This window comes from Arthrobacter sp. AFG7.2 (assembly GCF_002892835.1).
Taxonomy (GTDB): domain Bacteria; phylum Actinomycetota; class Actinomycetes; order Actinomycetales; family Micrococcaceae; genus Arthrobacter.
On record NZ_PJMB01000006.1, the window covers coordinates 132,306 to 150,063 of the forward strand.

The 17,758-nt window shown below is 65.4% G+C and carries 16 protein-coding genes; 15 read left to right on the forward strand and 1 reads right to left on the reverse strand.

Translation table 11 applies throughout. The features are described from left to right. Positions 1 to 3: 3 nt before the first annotated feature. Complete coding sequence (locus CXX84_RS12500) at positions 4 to 534, reverse strand: DUF1772 domain-containing protein (RefSeq protein ID WP_102977032.1); 531 nt, start codon at positions 532 to 534, stop codon at positions 4 to 6. A 109-nt stretch (positions 535 to 643) separates the two neighbouring features. Between CXX84_RS12500 and CXX84_RS12505 the strand changes: the two genes are divergently transcribed. The 15 genes from CXX84_RS12505 (at position 644) to CXX84_RS12575 (ending at position 17,512) form a co-directional block, all read left to right on the forward strand. Next, positions 644 to 1,603, forward strand: coding sequence for an AraC family transcriptional regulator (locus tag CXX84_RS12505; RefSeq protein WP_102977033.1), 960 nt, complete (start codon positions 644 to 646; stop codon positions 1,601 to 1,603). Positions 1,604 to 1,732: 129 nt separating this feature from the next. Continuing rightward, positions 1,733 to 2,959, forward strand: coding sequence for an aminotransferase class I/II-fold pyridoxal phosphate-dependent enzyme (locus tag CXX84_RS12510; RefSeq protein WP_102977034.1), 1,227 nt, complete (start codon positions 1,733 to 1,735; stop codon positions 2,957 to 2,959). A 7-nt stretch (positions 2,960 to 2,966) separates the two neighbouring features. Next, positions 2,967 to 4,190 carry a beta-ketoacyl-[acyl-carrier-protein] synthase family protein gene (locus CXX84_RS12515; protein WP_102977035.1) on the forward strand — a complete coding sequence of 408 codons (1,224 nt, stop codon included), beginning with the start codon at positions 2,967 to 2,969 and terminating at the stop codon, positions 4,188 to 4,190. Beyond that, positions 4,187 to 5,047: a MaoC family dehydratase gene (locus tag CXX84_RS12520; protein WP_189337584.1), complete on the forward strand. Its 861-nt coding sequence runs from the start codon at positions 4,187 to 4,189 to the stop codon at positions 5,045 to 5,047. The genes CXX84_RS12515 and CXX84_RS12520 overlap by 4 nt, the downstream gene beginning before the upstream one ends. Continuing rightward, complete coding sequence (locus CXX84_RS12525) at positions 5,044 to 6,567, forward strand: AMP-binding protein (protein ID WP_102977037.1); 1,524 nt, start codon at positions 5,044 to 5,046, stop codon at positions 6,565 to 6,567. Before CXX84_RS12520 ends, CXX84_RS12525 begins: the two co-directional genes overlap by 4 nt. After that, the gene (locus CXX84_RS12530; protein ID WP_102977038.1) at positions 6,564 to 6,824 is read left to right on the forward strand and encodes an acyl carrier protein; all 261 of its coding nucleotides are present in this window, start codon (positions 6,564 to 6,566) and stop codon (positions 6,822 to 6,824) included. The genes CXX84_RS12525 and CXX84_RS12530 overlap by 4 nt, the downstream gene beginning before the upstream one ends. A gap of 2 nt (positions 6,825 to 6,826) precedes the next feature. After that, a complete protein-coding gene (locus tag CXX84_RS12535; protein WP_102977039.1) occupies positions 6,827 to 7,867 on the forward strand; it encodes a hypothetical protein in 1,041 nt (346 codons plus the stop codon). Beyond that, the gene (gene trpA, locus CXX84_RS12540; RefSeq protein WP_102977040.1) at positions 7,864 to 8,697 is read left to right on the forward strand and encodes a tryptophan synthase subunit alpha; all 834 of its coding nucleotides are present in this window, start codon (positions 7,864 to 7,866) and stop codon (positions 8,695 to 8,697) included. Before CXX84_RS12535 ends, trpA begins: the two co-directional genes overlap by 4 nt. Next, the gene (locus tag CXX84_RS12545) at positions 8,678 to 9,052 is read left to right on the forward strand and encodes an ectoine synthase (RefSeq protein ID WP_102977041.1); all 375 of its coding nucleotides are present in this window, start codon (positions 8,678 to 8,680) and stop codon (positions 9,050 to 9,052) included. The genes trpA and CXX84_RS12545 overlap by 20 nt, the downstream gene beginning before the upstream one ends. A 10-nt stretch (positions 9,053 to 9,062) precedes the next feature. Next, complete coding sequence (locus CXX84_RS12550) at positions 9,063 to 10,241, forward strand: acyl-CoA dehydrogenase family protein (protein ID WP_189337585.1); 1,179 nt, start codon at positions 9,063 to 9,065, stop codon at positions 10,239 to 10,241. Further along, complete coding sequence (locus CXX84_RS12555; RefSeq protein ID WP_102977043.1) at positions 10,238 to 10,948, forward strand: N-(5'-phosphoribosyl)anthranilate isomerase; 711 nt, start codon at positions 10,238 to 10,240, stop codon at positions 10,946 to 10,948. The genes CXX84_RS12550 and CXX84_RS12555 overlap by 4 nt, the downstream gene beginning before the upstream one ends. 17 nt (positions 10,949 to 10,965) lie before the next feature. After that, positions 10,966 to 11,643: a hypothetical protein gene (locus tag CXX84_RS12560; RefSeq protein ID WP_223253094.1), complete on the forward strand. Its 678-nt coding sequence runs from the start codon at positions 10,966 to 10,968 to the stop codon at positions 11,641 to 11,643. Further along, positions 11,603 to 12,424 carry a thioesterase II family protein gene (locus tag CXX84_RS12565; protein WP_102977045.1) on the forward strand — a complete coding sequence of 274 codons (822 nt, stop codon included), beginning with the start codon at positions 11,603 to 11,605 and terminating at the stop codon, positions 12,422 to 12,424. Before CXX84_RS12560 ends, CXX84_RS12565 begins: the two co-directional genes overlap by 41 nt. 34 nt (positions 12,425 to 12,458) lie before the next feature. After that, positions 12,459 to 14,951, forward strand: coding sequence for an ATP-dependent Clp protease ATP-binding subunit (locus tag CXX84_RS12570; protein WP_102977046.1), 2,493 nt, complete (start codon positions 12,459 to 12,461; stop codon positions 14,949 to 14,951). Between the two features lie 437 nt (positions 14,952 to 15,388). Then, on the forward strand, positions 15,389 to 17,512 hold the full coding sequence (locus CXX84_RS12575) for a prolyl oligopeptidase family serine peptidase (protein WP_102977047.1): 2,124 nt from the start codon (positions 15,389 to 15,391) through the stop codon (positions 17,510 to 17,512). Positions 17,513 to 17,758: the final 246 nt, after the last annotated feature.

Below are 17,758 nucleotides of genomic sequence, written 5' to 3' on the forward strand. Positions count from 1 at the left end.
GCATCAGCCGGCGTAGGACTTTGTTTGCGCGCTGGCGGGAACAGCGGTTCCAGCGGGACGCAGGGCGGACAGCACCAGCGCACCGGCGCCGGCGACCGAGAGCGCAGCCCGAACATGGTTCCCGCCGGTCCACTCGGCCAGGAAGCTGTCCCACGCAGCAGGGGCCGCCGACGCTGAGGGATCCAGTGCGGCCAAGGCGTCGTTGCGGGGCACATGGAAGGCGACCGTCAGCAGGAACCCGGCCAGGTACATTCCCGAACCGGCTGCCCGAAGGGCTGACCGGGGCCGGGAACCGCCTGCCCCGGCTTCCTTCGCCAGCGTGTAGGCGCTCAATGCAGCGGTGCCAAAAAACAGCGACATGAAGGGCCACATGACAGCGCCGCGATTGAATTGCTGCATGCGCTCGATCGCTTCCGCGGCCGGCAGCGCAGCAAGCGCTGGCATCACGTTAAGGGAGAACGTGCTGTAGACAGCGCCGACGGCGCAGGAACCCAGGCCGGTGGCGAGGGCGAGGAACCGGGGAGTGCGGGCCATGGAAGTCTCCTTGCTTGGGGTTGTTACCTGATCCAAGCCTTGCAGGGTAAACGGAGACTATCCATTATCTGAACAGTCTTCTCCATACGCCATGGTCTACACTCGCCCTATGGATCCCCTCACAGACTTCCTTGACGGGCCGCGGGCCCGCAACGCCTTCCTGCTCCAGGTCAAGATGTCCCCGCCGTGGTCAATCAAGGTGGAAGATGATGCCCCCCTCACGGTTGTGGCCATGCTGCGGGGCACTGCATATTTCCGGCAGCGCAACTGTGACCCAATCCTCCTGGAACCTGGCGCCCTCCTCCTGATCCGCGACCCGTCTGCCTATGTCCTGGCCGACCAGCCGGACGGAAAACCCTCCTACTTCATCGGCATCGACCAGAACTGTTCCGGTTCCAACGGCGAAGACCTCGCCCAGGACCTGCGCACCGGCCTGCGCACCTGGGGGAACGACGCTGCCGGCCCGGACGCCATGCTCGTTGGCACGTACCGCAGCAGCGGCGAAGTGGGGGACCTGCTGCTGTCCTCGCTGCCGCCCCACGTACTGATCCAGCAGGCAGAGAACCCCATTGTTGCGGTCCTGATGGAGGAAATAGACCGGGACGGTGTTGCCCAGGCCAGCGTGCTGGACCGGCTTCTGGACCTGCTCCTGATCGGTGCCGTCCGGTCCTGGACGGCACAGGTTCCCAACGCGGAACACAACTGGCTTACCGCCGAACGGGACCCTGCCGTCCAGCAGGCCATCCGACTGATCCACAGCTCACCGGATATGCCATGGACGGTAGAGTCCCTGGCCGGCAGGGTGGGGGTTTCGAGGGCGTCACTGGCACGCCGCTTCCATGAACGCGTGGGTAAACCCCCCATGGCATACCTGAACCATTGGCGCCTTGCCAAGGCTGCCGACCTGATGGCCGATGAACGGCTTACCCTCACCACCATTTCGCGGCAGGTGGGATACGCCAGCCCCTTCAGCTTCAGCACCTCTTTCAAGAAACGGTACGGCGTAAGCCCCCAGGAATACCGTCGCCGGCAACCAGCCACCGGGGTTGCAGCCCCCTTGGGCGGCTAAACCCCCGCCTGCCCCTGTTGCGCTCGCATTGCGCTGACTGGCCTACAACAGTCATATCCGCAATCAACCGGCCAAGGCCTGGACATTCCATCCAGCTGCCCGCCGGTCCCAACAGGAGGACAGCCGCGAATGACCGCAACCCTTGCACCCGCATCCCGGGACAACCTCAACGCCAAAGTCCGGGGCACCCACCGGCGGGTGAAGGAACTCGAATCCGAGCCCAACCGCCGCAACAGCTTCATGCCGTACGTCCCCGTGCCGGGGACGCCGTTCGTCGATCTTTTCGGCGAACGGCTGCTGATGATGTCCGGCTACAGCTACCTTGGCCTCAGTGGTGACGCGCGGGTCAACGAAGCCGCCAAGCGCGCGGTCGACATGTACGGTACCGGCAGCCACGGGGTCCGGGCGCTCGCCGGCACAACACCGCTCCACGAGGAACTCGAAACCGAACTGGCCGGCTTCAACGGCAGGGAAGCGGCCCTGGTGTTCAGCTCGGGCTACGCCGCGAACGTTGGGACGGTCGGTGCCATCTGCGGCCCGGGGGACCAGGTATTCATCGACAAATACGACCACGCCAGCATCGTGGACGGCTGCCAGCTCAGCGGCGCAACCGTCACCCGTTTCCGCCACAACGATCCTGAACACCTGGACCGGCGGCTCCGCGACGCTCCTGCAACTGGCGTCCGGCTGGTGATCGTGGACAGCGTCTACTCAATGGACGGGGACATTGCCCCGCTGCCGCAACTACGCAAAGTCTGCGATGACCACGGCGCCCTCCTGATGGTGGATGAGGCACACGCCATGGGCGTCATTGGAGCTACCGGCAGGGGCATCGAGGAGCACTTCAACTTCGAAGCGCTCGCCGACGTCAAACTCGGGACACTGTCCAAAGGGATCCCGTCGATGGGTGGCTGGGTGGCTGGAACCGCAGAGTTCATCTACCACCTGCGCTACGCCGCCAGGCCTTTCCTCTTCTCAGCCGCGCTCGGAGCAGCACAGACCGGCGCTGCGCTGGAGGCAGTGCGGATCCTTGACCGCGAAGCCTGGCGCGTTGCACGTATCCAGGCCGAATCTGCACGGTTCCGCAGCACCATCTCGGCAGCCGGGATGAACACCGGAGCCAGCGAAACCGCCGTCGTGCCTTTGATCATTGGCACTGACCTCGAAGCCTATGACTTTGCCACGGCCTGCCGCGACGAAGGCATCATCGGGCTCCCCGTGGTCACGCCTGCTGTTCCTGTCAGCACGGCCCGCCTGCGGATCGCCATCACCGCTAACCACTCACCGGAGATACTTGACGAGGCTGCCCGGGGTTTCCTCCGCGCCGCCGCCCGCTGCAACCTGATCGGCGGTTAGGCCAGCCATGGCGGCCTCCGCAATTGCCGTGACGGGCATCGGGCTGGTCACTCCAGCGGGAAACTCCGCGGACACCTTTTGGGAAGCCATAGTGGCAGGGAAGTCCAAGGCTTCCCTCCTCGATGGCGAAGAATTCGCCGGCCACCCGGTCCGGCTGGCATGCCGGGCCGTGGAACCAGCGGTTCCCTCCGGAACCTCGGCAAAGGAACTGCGCCGGCTGGATCCCTTTTCGCACTTCGCCCTGGTGGCGGCGCTGGATGCCTTCAGGGACGCAGGATCCCCGCAAACCGACACTGTGCGAACGGCAGTGGTGGTGGGCAACGCAGTGGGCGGCAGGCTCACCAGCGACCAGCAAAGCAGGCTTTTCCATACCGCAGGGCCGCAGGGCGTCAGCCCGCTGATGCCGCTGATGACCATGCCAAACGCGGCAGCGGCAATGATCTCCATGAAGCTGGGCACCATGGGCCCGGCGCTGACGGTGGCAACCACATGCGCCAGTGGGGCCGACGCCATCGGCCACGGCATGGCCATGCTCCGCGCCGGCGTCGTGGACGTTGTCATCGCCGGAGGATGCGAGGCGACCATAACGCCCGTAACCCTGGCCGCCTTCGCCAACCTCGGTGCCCTGTCGGGCAGGAATGACAACCCGGGCTCTGCGTCAAGGCCGTTCGATGCCGGCCGCGACGGCTTTGTGATGGGGGAAGGCGCCGCCTTTGTGGTCCTTGAAAGGCCGGCCGACGCCCAGGCGCGCGGTGCCAAGAGTTACGGGCACGTGCTCGGCTATGCCTCCACGGCCGACGCCCACCACCTCGCCATGCCGCATCCTACGGGCCTCGGGGCCCAGCATGCGATGCGGGCCGCGCTCGCCAGTGCAGGCGTGGCAACCGATGAGATCGGCCATGTCAATGCGCATGGCACGTCAACGCGGCTGAACGACCGCATCGAGGCAGACGCCATCTCAGCAGTCTTCGGCCAGGACGCCCCGCCGGTCACGGCCACGAAAGGTGTTACCGGCCACCTCCTGGGCGCCGCCGGAGCCGCGGAGGCCATCGCCACCCTCTTGGCCCTTCGCGCCGGATGTGTTCCGCCGGTCGCCAACCATACCCTCACAGAACAAGGAATCGAGCTCGATATCGTGCACACCGAACCGAGGAACATTTCTTCTGCCCCGGCCCTCTCCAACTCCTTCGGGTTCGGCGGACACAACGCATGCCTGGTGATGGCATCATGACCGCACCCGCTGGCCTGGGCGCGAGGCCCCATCTCGAAGGACTGTCCGTCGCCACCAGGACAGACGTTGCCGCAGGTGACATTGCCGGCTACCGCCAGGTGGTGCGCAGCCTTCTCTTCCGCCCCGCTGCAGACGGAGCCAGCCCTGTCCACGGCTTCGTCCTGTCCCATCCTGCCTTCAACGCGCTCATTGAACGCCTTTTCCCGGGCAACACCAGCCTTGTCCACCTGCAGCAGGAGCTGACGGTCCACCGCGGAATTCAGGCGGGGGACACCATCCGGACCTTCGCCGAAGTGACATCGCTGCGGTCGGAACCACAGGGCGCCCGCGTCACTATCGCATGCAGCCAGACCGACGACGGCGGCGGCCCTGTGACCGACCTTAAGGCCACCGTACTGCTCAAGGGCTACCTGCAGGGGGAAGACTTCGGTGCCAATGCACAGCAGGCTTCGCCGGTGCGGGCGCTTCCCGGCGCGGACCCTGTGGAATTCGAGGTCACCCCAACGCAGTCCTTCATCAACGCCTACGCCCTCGCCTCCGGGGACCACAACCCCATCCACACCAGCCCTGCCGCTGCCAGGGATGCCGGCTTCCCGGGTCCCATTGCGCACGGAATGAGCAGCCTGGCGGTCGGTTGCGAGATCGCTGCCGACAGGCTTGGAAGCGGCCGGATCAGTACGGTCCGGAGCCTCGGTGCCCGGTTTTCCCTCCCCATCCTTCCTGGTGAACCGCTGGTATTCTCCTTCCGTCCAACCGCTTTGGCAGACACCTTCGTGTTTGGCTGCACCACGCCCCGCGGCCCGGCCATCAAAGCCGGCTGGATGCGGATCTCCGATGCTGCGGAGCCAAGGCCGTGAACCGCCTCTACGAACAGATCATGGCGCACGCAGCCTCGGGGCCGGGTACACCTGCGCTGATCGAAGGAAACGGGCCTGTCAGTTACGGACAGCTGGCCCGCCTGGCTGAAGAGCAGGGCGCGGTCCTCGCCGACGCAGGTGTTTCCGGACCGGATGCTGTGGCGATCGTTGCCCACAAATGCAGTGAAACCATCGCAGCGGTCCTGGAGTGCCTGCGCCAGCGGAGGCCCTTCCTGCTGCTGTCACCCCTCTTGCCTGTTTCATCCCGCGCCGCCACAGCAGCAGAGGCAGGGTGTACAGGCATCCTGCACCCGGCGGACCGCCGCGTGGAGCTCCTTCAACCCGACGCCGGGCCCGTCATTCCTGCAGATGTCCGCTTCATGCTCACCACTTCCGGGTCCACAGGCAGGCCCAAAATCGTTTTCCTTGGCTTGCAGGAAACAGACAATTTCGCCGGGTGGGCGGCAGCGGCCTTCACTCTCCGGCCGGCAACCACAGTGCTGAGCCTGGCCCCGTTGAATTTCGATTTATCGCTGCTGGACGTCTGGACCACCCTCGCCTGCGGAGGATGCGTTGTGCTGGTCCCGCCTGCAAAGGCGGTTGATGGCAGCTACGTGCTGGCGCAGGTGCTGGAACACAAGGTGGAGATCATCCAAGGAGTACCGATGTTCCTCCAGCTGCTTGCGGATGCTGCGGCGGCCTCCCGGGAGAGGGCGGACAACCCGGGCAGCAGCAGCGGGCACCCTTACGTCCGGCACGTCATCTTCACCGGTGACGAGGCATTGCCCCGGACGGTCGACGGCATGCGGCACGCATTTCCCGAAGCCACCATTCACAACGTGTACGGCTGCACTGAGACGAACGACAGCCTGATGTACAGCCTGCCTCCATCCCGTGCCGTCCCGGAGCGACTTCCCGTTGGAAGCCCGGTGGCCGGCGCCGAGGTCTGCCTGCTGGATGCGGAGGGCCGGGAAATTTCAGGTCCCGGTGAGGGTGAGCTCCTGGTCCACACTCCGTTTATGGCCGCAGGCTACTCGGACCCCCAGCTGACGGCCAGGAAGTTCGTTCAGCATCCGCGGCGCCATGGCATCACGGCCTTCCGCAGCGGAGACCTCTTCCGCCGTGACAGCAGTGGTTACCTGTTCCTGCTCGGACGAACGGACCACCAGGTGAAGGTTCGCGGCGTTGCCGCCAACACTGCCGAGATTGAGAGGGTCATCGGACTGCACCAAGCCGTGGCGGCAGCGGCAGTGATGACCGAGGCGGACCCCATCGGGGGCAGGCGGCTGCTGGCCGTCGTCGAACGCTCCGCAGGTTCCACCCTGTCTGTCCTGGATCTGCGCACGCACTGCGCCACCCACCTGCCCCGCACTTCCATCCCCGCCGTGATCCGGATCACGGAAACGGCCCTGCCCCTGACCACCACCGGAAAAATCAACCGGCAACAGACCCAGCGGGAGTACTTCCCGCTCACGTCACAACACCCGCGCGCACCACAACAAGGAGTACTTACGCCATGAACACCACCGACACCATTCGCCAGTACGTCATTGAAGAGTTCCTTCCCGGAACGGATCCCCAGGAAATCCCGAGTGAGATGGACCTGCTGAACAGCGGCATTATCGACAGCCTTGGCCTGCTGAAAATGATCGCCTGGATCGAGACGACCTTTGAGGTTTCCGTGGGGGACGAGGACCTGGATCCGGAAAACTTCCGCAGCCTCACCAGCATGGCCGGTTTTATCCGTGCGGCCAGCCTGAACCGTACCGCGGTCTAGCCGTGACCACGGACGTCCTGGAAACCCTGGTACGGCGGGAGGAGAGCGTTTCAGCAGAGCAATGGGCCGGGTTCTGGGCTGCCCTCACTCCCGGGCACACCAGCCGGGCTGAGGTGGTGGGGGTGCTGTCCTCGCTTGCCACGGATCTCCCGGACACCGCCACCATGCTGGCCTTCATCGAAAGTGTTGGGCCGCGTGAGGGCCGGACGGACCTTCCTGGCGGCGCGGAAGGCACAGTGAACATAGTGGGAACCGGCGGCGGGCCGCGGACCATGAACATCTCCACTGCGGCGGCGTTCGTTGCTGCCGCTGCCGGAACCCGGGTGGTCAAAACGGGGTCGCGTTCCTACGCCAGTTCCCTGGGATCGATTGACCTGCTGGGCCGTGCGGGGATCCCGACCACTGCAAATACGGAGGAGACGCTCCGGCAGCTCCGGCAGTCCGGGCTGGCCTTTGCCGGGCAGTATGTCTATCCCGCCGAACTGATCCGGCTCGCACGGACCATCGTGCCGGTGGGCATGAAGGCTTTTGGCCGGTTCCTGAACGTGGTGGGTCCATTCATTGCGGACGTTCCCGCGCAGGCCCAGCTGACAGGTGTATCCGCAAGGGCACCCCTGGCGATGGTGCGGGAACTGGCCCAGGGGCATCAGGCTCGGGCGGTCTGGGTCACGGCCAACGATTATGGCGTCGATGAGCTCTTGAGCTTCGCCATGAACAGCGTGTACCGGCCGGACGGAACCGTCGAGTACCTGGAACCCGCTTCCGTAGCGTCCGGGAAGGGAGAGCTGGCGGATCTGGCGCCGGTCCCTCCGGATGACGCCGTCGGCCATTTCCTGGCGGCACTGGCCGGCACGGTGAACCGGACCGTCACGGAAACAGTCTGCCTCAATGCCGCCGCACTGCTCATGGCGGCAGGGGACTCCGCCACCTGGCCGGGTGCTTACGACACCGCGATGGACAGTGTCCGCGGGGGACACGCTGCTGAGCTGGCCGCCAGCCTCATCCCCGTGGAGTCCGCGCCGGGGCCCGGGGGGATGCCATGAGCAGCTTCTTCGAACGTCCGACGGCGGCTGGTCCGGGTACAGTGATCTTCCTCAACGCCGGCGATCCACCCCTTGGCGAACTTGTTGGGCTGGTCCTGGACATGGACCGGGCGGGAGTGGACTGCCTGGAGCTGGCCGTGCCCTTTCCCGATTCCGTGACTGACGGTCCGGTCATCAGGCGCTCTGCCTCGAGGGCGCTGGACACTGGCATCACGCTGGAGCAGGTGCTGGCCTTCATTGACGGCATCAAACCCCAGCTGCGGCGGCTGAAGATCGTCCTCCTGGCCGATTGGAGCCATACGGTCAGGCAGCCCGGCTTGGCGAACTTCCTGGCTGCGGTGGCAGCGTCAAGTGTGGACGGCCTGCTGATCCACGCCCTGCCGCCCATCCTGCGCGACGAATACCGGCGCTCGGCAGCGCTCGCCGGCATTCCGGTCGTTACCACCTGCTATGACGTCGTCTCCAGCCAGGAAACCCTGCGGGACGCAGCTGCCTCCGCCTCGGCCTACGTCTACCTTGTGGCCAAGTATGGACGCAGCGGTTCCCGTCCCACAGAAGGCTACGAGTCCCTCAAAGGCACCGTCCAGGATTTGCGCACGTACGGCGCGGAATCAATCGCCGTCGGGTTCGGAGTCAGCACCAGGGCAGACCTGGATCAGCTGGCTGCCACCGGCACCGACGCCGCAATCATCGGCACGGCCGCCGTGGCGGCCGTGGAAGCCGGCTCCGCGGCCGGCGATGTCCGGGCAGCCTTCAGCGCGTTCCTCCACAACATCACACCGCATCAACCACTTACCGAAGGGATTTCCCATGTTTGTTCGCAGGCGTGAAGACGTCAACACTGTCAACTGGGGCAACGGCACCAGCAGCCGCCTCCTCGTGGAGCAGGACAGCATGGGTTTTGCTGTTGCCCACACCGTGGTCAAGGCAGGCAGCAGTTCCATGCTGAAGTACTCCCGCCACCTCGAGGCCTGCTATTGCATCGCAGGATCCGGGTCCGTGGTGGAGCATGACGGGACCAGGCATGAAATCGTTCCCGGGGTGCTGTATGCCCTGGACGAGCACGACGCCCACCACCTGCAGGCCGCGGACCATGAAGACATGCACCTCATCTCCGTTTTCAATCCACCCCTCCGCGGAGACGAGGCCCACAGCCTCGACCCTTCCGGCTACTCCTCCTACTAGGGGTGGACAGATGACTGCTACTGCTGAACACACAGTTGCCGCCGAACGCACTGCTGACGCTGAACACGCGGCGACCATTGCGGCGCGCTTGCGCGGCCTCGGCCCGGTTTTGAGCAAAGACCACCTGGACAATGACAGGAACGGGCACTTCAGCAGGGAGTCCTGGGATGCGCTCCGCGCAACAGGCCTGCTGGGCATGCCTTTCGACTCCCGGTTCGGCGGCTCAGGCGTGTCCATCCCCGAGACCATGGAGGCCCTGGAGGTACTCGGCGAGGTGTCCCGTGACGGCGGCCTTGCATTCTCGGCGGTCACCAGCATGGCGAGCTCGGCCACCCCGCTTAACGATTTCGCGCCGCCCGCACTGAAACAGGCTTACTTGCCGGGGCTGTGCGACGGCAGCCTCATCGGAGCCCATGCCATTACCGAGCTGGACAGCGGGTCCGACGCCCTCAGCATGGAAACCCGCGCGGTCCGGAACGGCGGAGATTTTGTGCTGGACGGTGCCAAGGCGTTCATCACGAATGCTGGACTGGCAGACGTCTACGTGATCTATGCCAAAACGGCTGAGAACGCGGGCCCGCTTGGGATCACCGCTTTCCTGGTGGAGGCCGGAACCCCCGGACTCACCGCCGGTGCGCCGGTTCGGAAAATGGGGCTTGGAACGTCCCCCATGGCCGAGTTGACCCTGGAATCCTGCAGGGTTCCGGCCGGGAACGTGATCGGCAGGGTAGGCGGCGGATTCCTTGTACTGGACCACGTCATGGAACGGGAAATCCTCTATTCGTTCATCGTCAACGTGGGGGAGATGTCCGCAAGGCTCCAGCGCTGTGTCGAGTACGCCCGCGTACGCCGGCAGTACGGCAAGACCATTGGCAGCTACCAGCAGGTTGCCCAAAAAATCGTGGACATGTCCATTGGGACCTCAACATCGCGGATGTGGCTTTTCGAGGCCGCCCGCCTCATCTCCCAGGGCAAACGCGCCACCCGGGAGGTATCCATCGCCAAACTGCTCACCAGCCGGTACAACCTCGCATCAAGCCTCGACGCAGTGCAGGTCTTCGGCGGCCGCGGCTACCTCACCGAGTCTGGCCTTGAACAGGAAGTCCGCAACTCGATCGCCGGCTCCATCTACTCAGGCACCAATGAGCTGCAGTACAACAGGATTGCCTCGATGATCGGACTCAAGTGAAGAACCGGGTCCAGCTGAAGGCCTGCGGAGCAGTCAGCAGGGAAGATCTCGGCGCACTTGGCGACGGCGGGGCGACGCTGGCCGGGCTCTGGTGGGGGATTCCAGGTTCTATGCGGTCCCTCACCGACAGCCAGGTCGAGGAGCTCGCCGGATTGTGCGCCGGCATCGACGGACTCCAGCCTTGCCTGGTCACCTTCTCACCGGACGCCGCCCGCTTGGCGGACCTGATGAACAGGACCGGGATCCGGTGGGTCCAGCTGCATGCGTTCCAGACGCCGAAAATGGTGGCTGAACTGCGAACCCTGCTGCCGGCGGATGCGGTCATAGTGAAGGTGTTCCACCTCCAGGGAGGTGCGTGCCTGGAAAAGCCGTATTTCGGCGCCTACCGCAGGGCGGGCACCGACGTCGCAATTTTTGATGCCATGACCGAGGACGGCCGCATCGGCAGCACGGGTCAGGAAGTACCCGCGGAAGCCTTGTTTGATACAGCCCGGAGCCTTGGCTTGCCGTTCCTCGTTGCCGGTGGCGTGACGGCAAGCAATGCTGCCGCGCATGCCGCCCTCCGGGCCCTGCCCACCTACCGCGGTGTGGACGTCGACTCAGCCACCCGCGGACCTGACGGTTCCTTTTCTGCACTGAACATCGAATCCATCGGTGCAGCGTGGCTCGGGGCAGCATCCGGTGTGGGATCGGCGGCTGCGCTGTGACCGGTTTTGTCGAAGCGGTGCTCGCCGGCCCAAACCCACTGATCATGGAAATCAAGAAAAAGGACGCTGCCGGCCGGGACTTGCTCAACGGCAGGTCGGTACCCGAAATCGTGGAGGCCTACCACCTGGCTGGAGCTCCGTGCATCTCCGTTGTGACCGGGCGGTGGTTCGGCGGCAACGATGAGCTCCTCCGGCAGGTGCGGAGCCTCACCCACCTCCCCATTCTCCAGAAAGACTTCATCACCCGCCGGGACCAGTTGCTCAAGGCCAGTGATCTTGGCGCCTCCGCGGTGCTCCTCACCGCACAGTTGTTGCCGGTCAAAGGCCTCAACACCCTCGCCGAACATGCGGCGGAGCTAAAGCTCACGCCGTTCATCGAAGTTGTCTCGGAGGTGGAGATCGGCAGTATCCACAGCCCGGCCGGGTCCGTCATGGCAGTCAACAACAAGGACATCCGGAACAGGGAGAGGGGTCCCGACAGCGTGGGCCGCAGCATCCGGCTGATCGACGCTGTCAAGGAGGCAGGTACCCCCTGTGCAGTCAGCGCCAGCGGCATAGATTCCCCGGACACGGCCCTCCGCCTTCTCCGCGCGGGCTACCAGGCGCTGCTGGTGGGAACCGCTGTCCTGTCCGGTCAACCGGAGGAGTGGGCGCATGTCACCAGCGGGAGCTACCGCACCGGGACGGTGGCCTGACGTGCCCGCGCGTCCCCTGGTATGTTGCCTGCCGCCGGCAGGTGGATCCGCCGCCACCTTCAGGCCCTGGCTGCGTGCACCGGGCAGGTTGGACCGGCCGCTTGACATGCAGGCGGTGAACCTTCGCCTCCTGCAGGCGCAGCAGGACATGACGCTGCTGGACCTCGCCGCGGCAGTGGCCGGCCAGGTTCCGGCGGACCGTCCCTATGTCCTCGCCGGGCATAGCCTGGGCGGACTGCTTGCCTACGAAGCCGCCGTCGAACTGCACCGGCGGGGAGGCCGGCTTCCGGCCTTTGTCCTGGTGATGGGCAGCCGTCCGCCCCACCACTCGTCCGCCGACCTGTTTGCCCCCGTGGTCGAACTGCCCGATGAAGCGTTCCTGGACACACTCGAAGCCGTAGGGGCGGTTAACAGCGCCTTGCGCACCAGCCCATTGCGTCCCTTGTTCCTTCCAGCCCTGCGTGCTGACCTGCGCATCATCACCACCTACCGGCCGGACACAGCCAGCCGCCGCCGGGACCCCTTGCCAGTCCCCGTCATTTCCTGGTGCGGGTCAAGCGATCACCTGGCCCCGCCGTCGCTCCTTTCCGGCTGGGAGGAGTACACCCTTTTTCCCACCCCGGTGCGGATTTTCGACGGCGGACACTTCTTTCCCTTCGAGGAGGCGCGGGAGTGCCTCGCCGCCTTGGAGGCCCTCTGCGGCGATCTTGCCCTGCTTCGCGGAACCGCTCCGGTTTCCCCTGTGGCGAACACGCTCCACAAGTCTGGGTCCGCCACGTAGCATCAAAGTACGTCGTAGCTAGGAGTGTGGCGAAATGTTTGAGCGATTTACGGACCGTGCCCGTCGCGTAGTTGTGCTTGCCCAAGAAGAGGCACGCATGCTGAACCACAATTACATCGGTACCGAACACATCCTCTTGGGTTTGATCCATGAGGGTGAGGGTGTTGCCGCCAAAGCTCTTGAGTCCTTGAGCATTTCGCTCGACGGCGTTCGCGAGCAGGTGCAGGAGATCATCGGACAGGGCCAGCAGGCGCCGTCCGGCCACATCCCCTTCACCCCCCGTGCCAAGAAGGTGCTGGAGCTCTCGCTGCGCGAGGCACTCCAGCTGGGCCACAACTACATCGGCACGGAGCACATCCTGCTGGGCCTCATCCGCGAGGGTGAGGGTGTTGCCGCCCAGGTGCTGGTCAAGCTCGGCGCAGACCTGAACCGGGTCCGCCAGCAGGTCATCCAGCTCCTCTCCGGTTACCAGGGCAAGGAAACCACCGGCGCAGGCGTCGGCTCGGGCCAGCCCGAAGGTGCGCCGGCCGGTTCCGTCGTCCTGGACCAGTTCGGCCGCAACCTGACCCAGGCTGCCCGCGAGAACAAGCTGGACCCGGTCATCGGACGCGAGCAGGAGATGGAACGCGTTATGCAGGTCCTCTCCCGCCGTACCAAGAACAACCCGGTCCTGATCGGTGAGCCGGGCGTCGGCAAGACGGCCGTCGTCGAGGGCCTCGCCCAGGCGATTGTCCGCGGCGACGTCCCCGAGACCATCAAGGACAAGCAGCTTTACACCCTGGACCTCGGTTCCCTGGTGGCGGGCTCGCGGTACCGCGGTGACTTCGAAGAGCGCCTGAAGAAGGTCCTCAAGGAGATCCGCACCCGCGGCGACATCATCCTCTTCATCGACGAGATCCACACCCTCGTGGGTGCCGGTGCCGCCGAAGGAGCCATCGATGCTGCGTCCATCCTGAAGCCCATGCTGGCCCGCGGTGAACTGCAGACCATTGGTGCCACCACGCTGGACGAGTACCGCAAGCACATCGAGAAGGACGCCGCCCTGGAGCGCCGCTTCCAGCCGATCCAGGTCAAGGAACCCTCCGTGGCACACGCCATCGAGATCCTCAAGGGCCTGCGTGACCGCTACGAGGCGCACCACCGCGTCACCATTACCGACGGCGCCCTGGCCTCCGCTGCCAGCCTCGCCGAGCGCTACATCTCGGACCGCTTCCTGCCGGACAAGGCGATCGATCTGATCGACGAAGCCGGCGCCCGGCTGCGCATCCGCCGCATGACCGCTCCGCCGGAGCTCAAGGCCATGGACGAGCGCATCGCCAAGCTGAAGATGGAAAAGGAGTCCGCGATTGACGCGCAGGACTTCGAAGGTGCAGCTTCGCTCCGTGACAAGGAGCAGAAGATGATCACCGAGCGTGCGGAGAAGGAACGCCACTGGAAGTCCGGCGGCATGGACGACATCTCCGAGGTGGATGAGGATCTCATCGCCGAGGTGCTGGCCAACTCGACCGGAATCCCGGTGTTCAAGCTGACCGAGGAAGAGTCCTCGCGCCTGCTGAAGATGGAAGACGAACTGCACAAGCGCGTGGTGGGCCAGAACGAGGCCATCAAGGCCCTGTCCCAGGCCATCCGCCGCACCCGTGCAGGGCTCAAGGACCCCAAGCGCCCGGGCGGCTCGTTCATCTTCGCCGGCCCCACCGGCGTCGGCAAGACCGAGCTCGCCAAGGCACTCGCGGAGTTCCTGTTCGGTGAAGAGGACGCCCTCATCACCCTGGACATGTCCGAGTACTCCGAGAAGCACACCGTCTCGCGGCTCTTCGGTGCCCCTCCGGGCTACGTGGGCTACGAGGAAGGCGGCCAGCTGACCGAGAAGGTCCGGCGCCGTCCGTTCTCCGTCGTTCTGTTCGACGAAGTGGAAAAGGCCCACGCGGACCTCTTCAACTCGCTGCTGCAGATCCTGGAGGACGGCCGCCTGACCGACTCCCAGGGCCGCGTGGTGGACTTCAAGAACACCGTGATCATCATGACCACCAACCTCGGTACCAGGGACATCTCCAAGAGTGTTGCCACCGGCTTCCAGTCCGGCACCGACACGCAGACCGGCTACAACCGCATGCGTGCCCGTGTCACTGAAGAGCTCAAGCAGCACTTCCGCCCCGAGTTCCTGAACCGTGTGGATGATGTTGTGGTGTTCCCGCAGCTCACCCAGGACGAGATCATCGAGATCGTGGACCTCTTCGTTACCCGGCTCGAGAAGCGGCTCAAGGACAAGGACATGGGCATCGAGCTCACGCCCGCTGCCAAGGTGCTCCTCGCAACCCGAGGCTACGACCCCGCAATGGGTGCCCGGCCGCTGCGCCGCACCATCCAGCGCGAGATCGAGGACCAGCTCTCCGAGAAGATCCTGTTCGGCGAGATCCACGCCGGCGACATCGTCGTAGTGGACGTGGAAGGCGACGGAGACGACGCCAAGTTCACGTTCGCCGGCAACGCCAAGCCGCGCATCCCGGAAATCGCCCCGAGCGTCTAGACCTTAGACAAACGGCACCACCTCGAAGGCCCCGCCAGCTCCCAGAGCAGGCGGGGTCTTTCGCTTAACCCTCCGCCCCGTCAAAGGTTGGCATCCGGCACTGCCGTGGCTGGGACTATGCCTCGGTTCCGTCCGGTGCCGGCCATCAGAGATTTCCCGGCGCCTGCTCCTTCGTCGCTCTGACGGCGCCTACATAAATCCCTGATGCCCGGCACCTCGAGCGCGGCGGCGCCCAGCGCAGGTGCCGGGGTCATTTGTGTAGCTTGCGTCAAAGCGACGAAGGAGCAGCAAGCGGCAAATGGCGCCGGTGGCGGCGCGACCCCGCCCTGTCCGCCCGGTGCCCGCACCAGCATCTACGCTCGTCGTCGATCCGGGCACAGAGCGCGCGTCGCCGTGCCTGTTTGTGATGTGGGACACCGTCGGGTTGAATCGGGGGCATGGCTAACTTGAACCCGGCGATCCCGGATGAGCAACCTTTGACCCCTTTCCATGATCTGGACCATTACCTTTCCATCCCGCGGGTGAGCGGGCTCGCGTTGAGCCCGGACGGCACCCGGCTGGTTACCACCGTGGCCACCCTCAACGGGAAGGGCACCGAATTCGGTACCGCCCTGTGGGAGCTCGATCCCGCCGGGCAGAGGCAGGCGCGGCGGATCACCCGCAGTGCCAAAGGCGAGGCCGGGGCCGCCTTCGCCGCCAACGGGGACGTTTACTTCACGTCAGCGCGGCCCGACCCTGACAGCCCTGAGGGCGACCCCGTTAACGCGCTGTGGCTGCTGCCCGCAGATGGTGGGGAGGCGCGGGTAGTGCTGAACCGCCCGGGCGGTGCTAACGCTGTCATGACAGCCAAGGCGGCCGACGCGGCGTTCGTCATCGCGGAGGTGTTGGCGGGCTCGGCCGATGAAGAAGATGACGCGGGGCGCAGGAAGTCGCGCAAGGACAACAAAGTCTCCGCAATCCTGCACAGCGAATACCCGGTCCGCTACTGGGACGCGGACCTTGGCCCGGGCCAACCGCGGATTTTCGCCGTCGAGCGGGGAAGCGGGCAGGCCGCAGGGAAGCCGGCAACGGTGGATGCCATGCCGCCGCTTGCCCTTCGGAACCTGACGCCTGATGCCGGACCCCGGCTGCGCGAAGCGGAAACTTCCGTCAGCCCTGACGGAAAAACCATCTATGCGAGCTACACCAAGCCGCTGGCCAAGGCTGACAGCCGCTCCATCCTGGTGGCCGTGGATGTGGCATCGGGGAGCACCAAGGTGCTTTTGGATGAAGAAGGCATGAGCTATGTCCCCGGCCCCGTGAGCCCGGACGGCAGCACCCTGGCGGTGGTCAGTGAAAGCGACACCACGCCGGAGCAGGCACCCCGGGTCAAGCTCCACCTGCTGGACGTATCCGGGACTGGCGGGGACGCCCCCGGCGGCCTCACTCCCGTGGCGCACGACTGGGACCGCTGGCCCACGCCGGTGGCCTGGCTTCCCGACGGATCCGCCCTGCTGGCCACCGCAGATGACGACGGCGCGTCGCCGGTTTTCCGGATCTCCATCCCCGCAGCTGCCGCCCAAGTGAGTGTCACCCGGGTGACGGAGGACGCCTCGGCCTACACCGACGTCGTGGTTGCGCCCGACGGTCGCAGCGCCTACGCGCTGCGGAGCTCCTATGAGTTTCCGCCCGAAGCTGTGCGCATTGACCTTCAGACTGGTGAAGTCACGCGGCTGCCGGCTCCAGCGGAACGGCCGGTCCGCCCCGGCAGGCTGGAGCGCATCGCTGCCACCGCCGCGGACGGGTCCCGGGTTCCGGCCTACCTGGCGCTGCCGGAAGGTGCGTCCGCCGAGTCCCCGGCACCGATGCTGCTCTGGATCCATGGCGGACCGCTTGGCTCCTGGAATGCCTGGACGTGGCGCTGGAATCCCTGGCTGCTGACTGCCAAAGGCTACGCGGTGCTCTTGCCTGACCCCGCCCTTTCCACAGGGTACGGCCAGGCCCACATCCAGCGCGGCTGGGGAACCTGGGGCAATGCGCCGTTTACGGACCTGATGGCGGTGACGGACGCCGCCGTCAAACGCCCTGATATTGACGCCGGCCGCACCGCTGCAATGGGCGGTTCCTTCGGGGGCTATATGGCCAACTGGGTGGCAGGACAGACAGGCCGGTTCAAAGCGATAGTTACCCACGCCAGCCTCTGGGCACTGGACCAGTTTGGTCCCACGACCGACGCCTCCCAGTACTGGCTGAAGGAAATGACCGAGGAGATGGCGCTGGACAACTCGCCGCACCTTCATGTGGAAAACATCAGTACACCCATGCTGGTGATCCACGGGGACAAGGACTACCGGGTACCCATCGGCGAGGGGCTGCGGCTGTGGTACGAACTGCTGTCCAAGTCGAAACTCGCTGCGGACCAGGACGGGCAGACACCGCACCGGTTCCTGTACTTCCCGGACGAGAACCACTGGGTGCTCCAGCCGCAGCACGCCAAGGTCTGGTATGGCGTGGTGGAGAGCTTCCTGGCCCGGCATGTCCTGGAGCAGGATGTTCCAGTGCCCGCTGATTTGGGCCTCTAGAAACCTCCTGCGGGGGTGCCGGGCATTTTGCCGCACCCCCGCCCGGCGCCGCAGTTTTCGCCGGTAAAAATGCCTGTGATAACCATAGGGCCGTGGCTCCGGAGAGCCGAATGCCATGTGGGGGGAATGGCCGGCAAAGGGGCATATTTTCAGCGAAGCGCTCCTCTGATGGAGTGTGTGGGGCGATCAACGCTATCGCCCCGCAAAGAAACTCCTATGGCGAATTTTTCTGTGTACGTCAAAGTC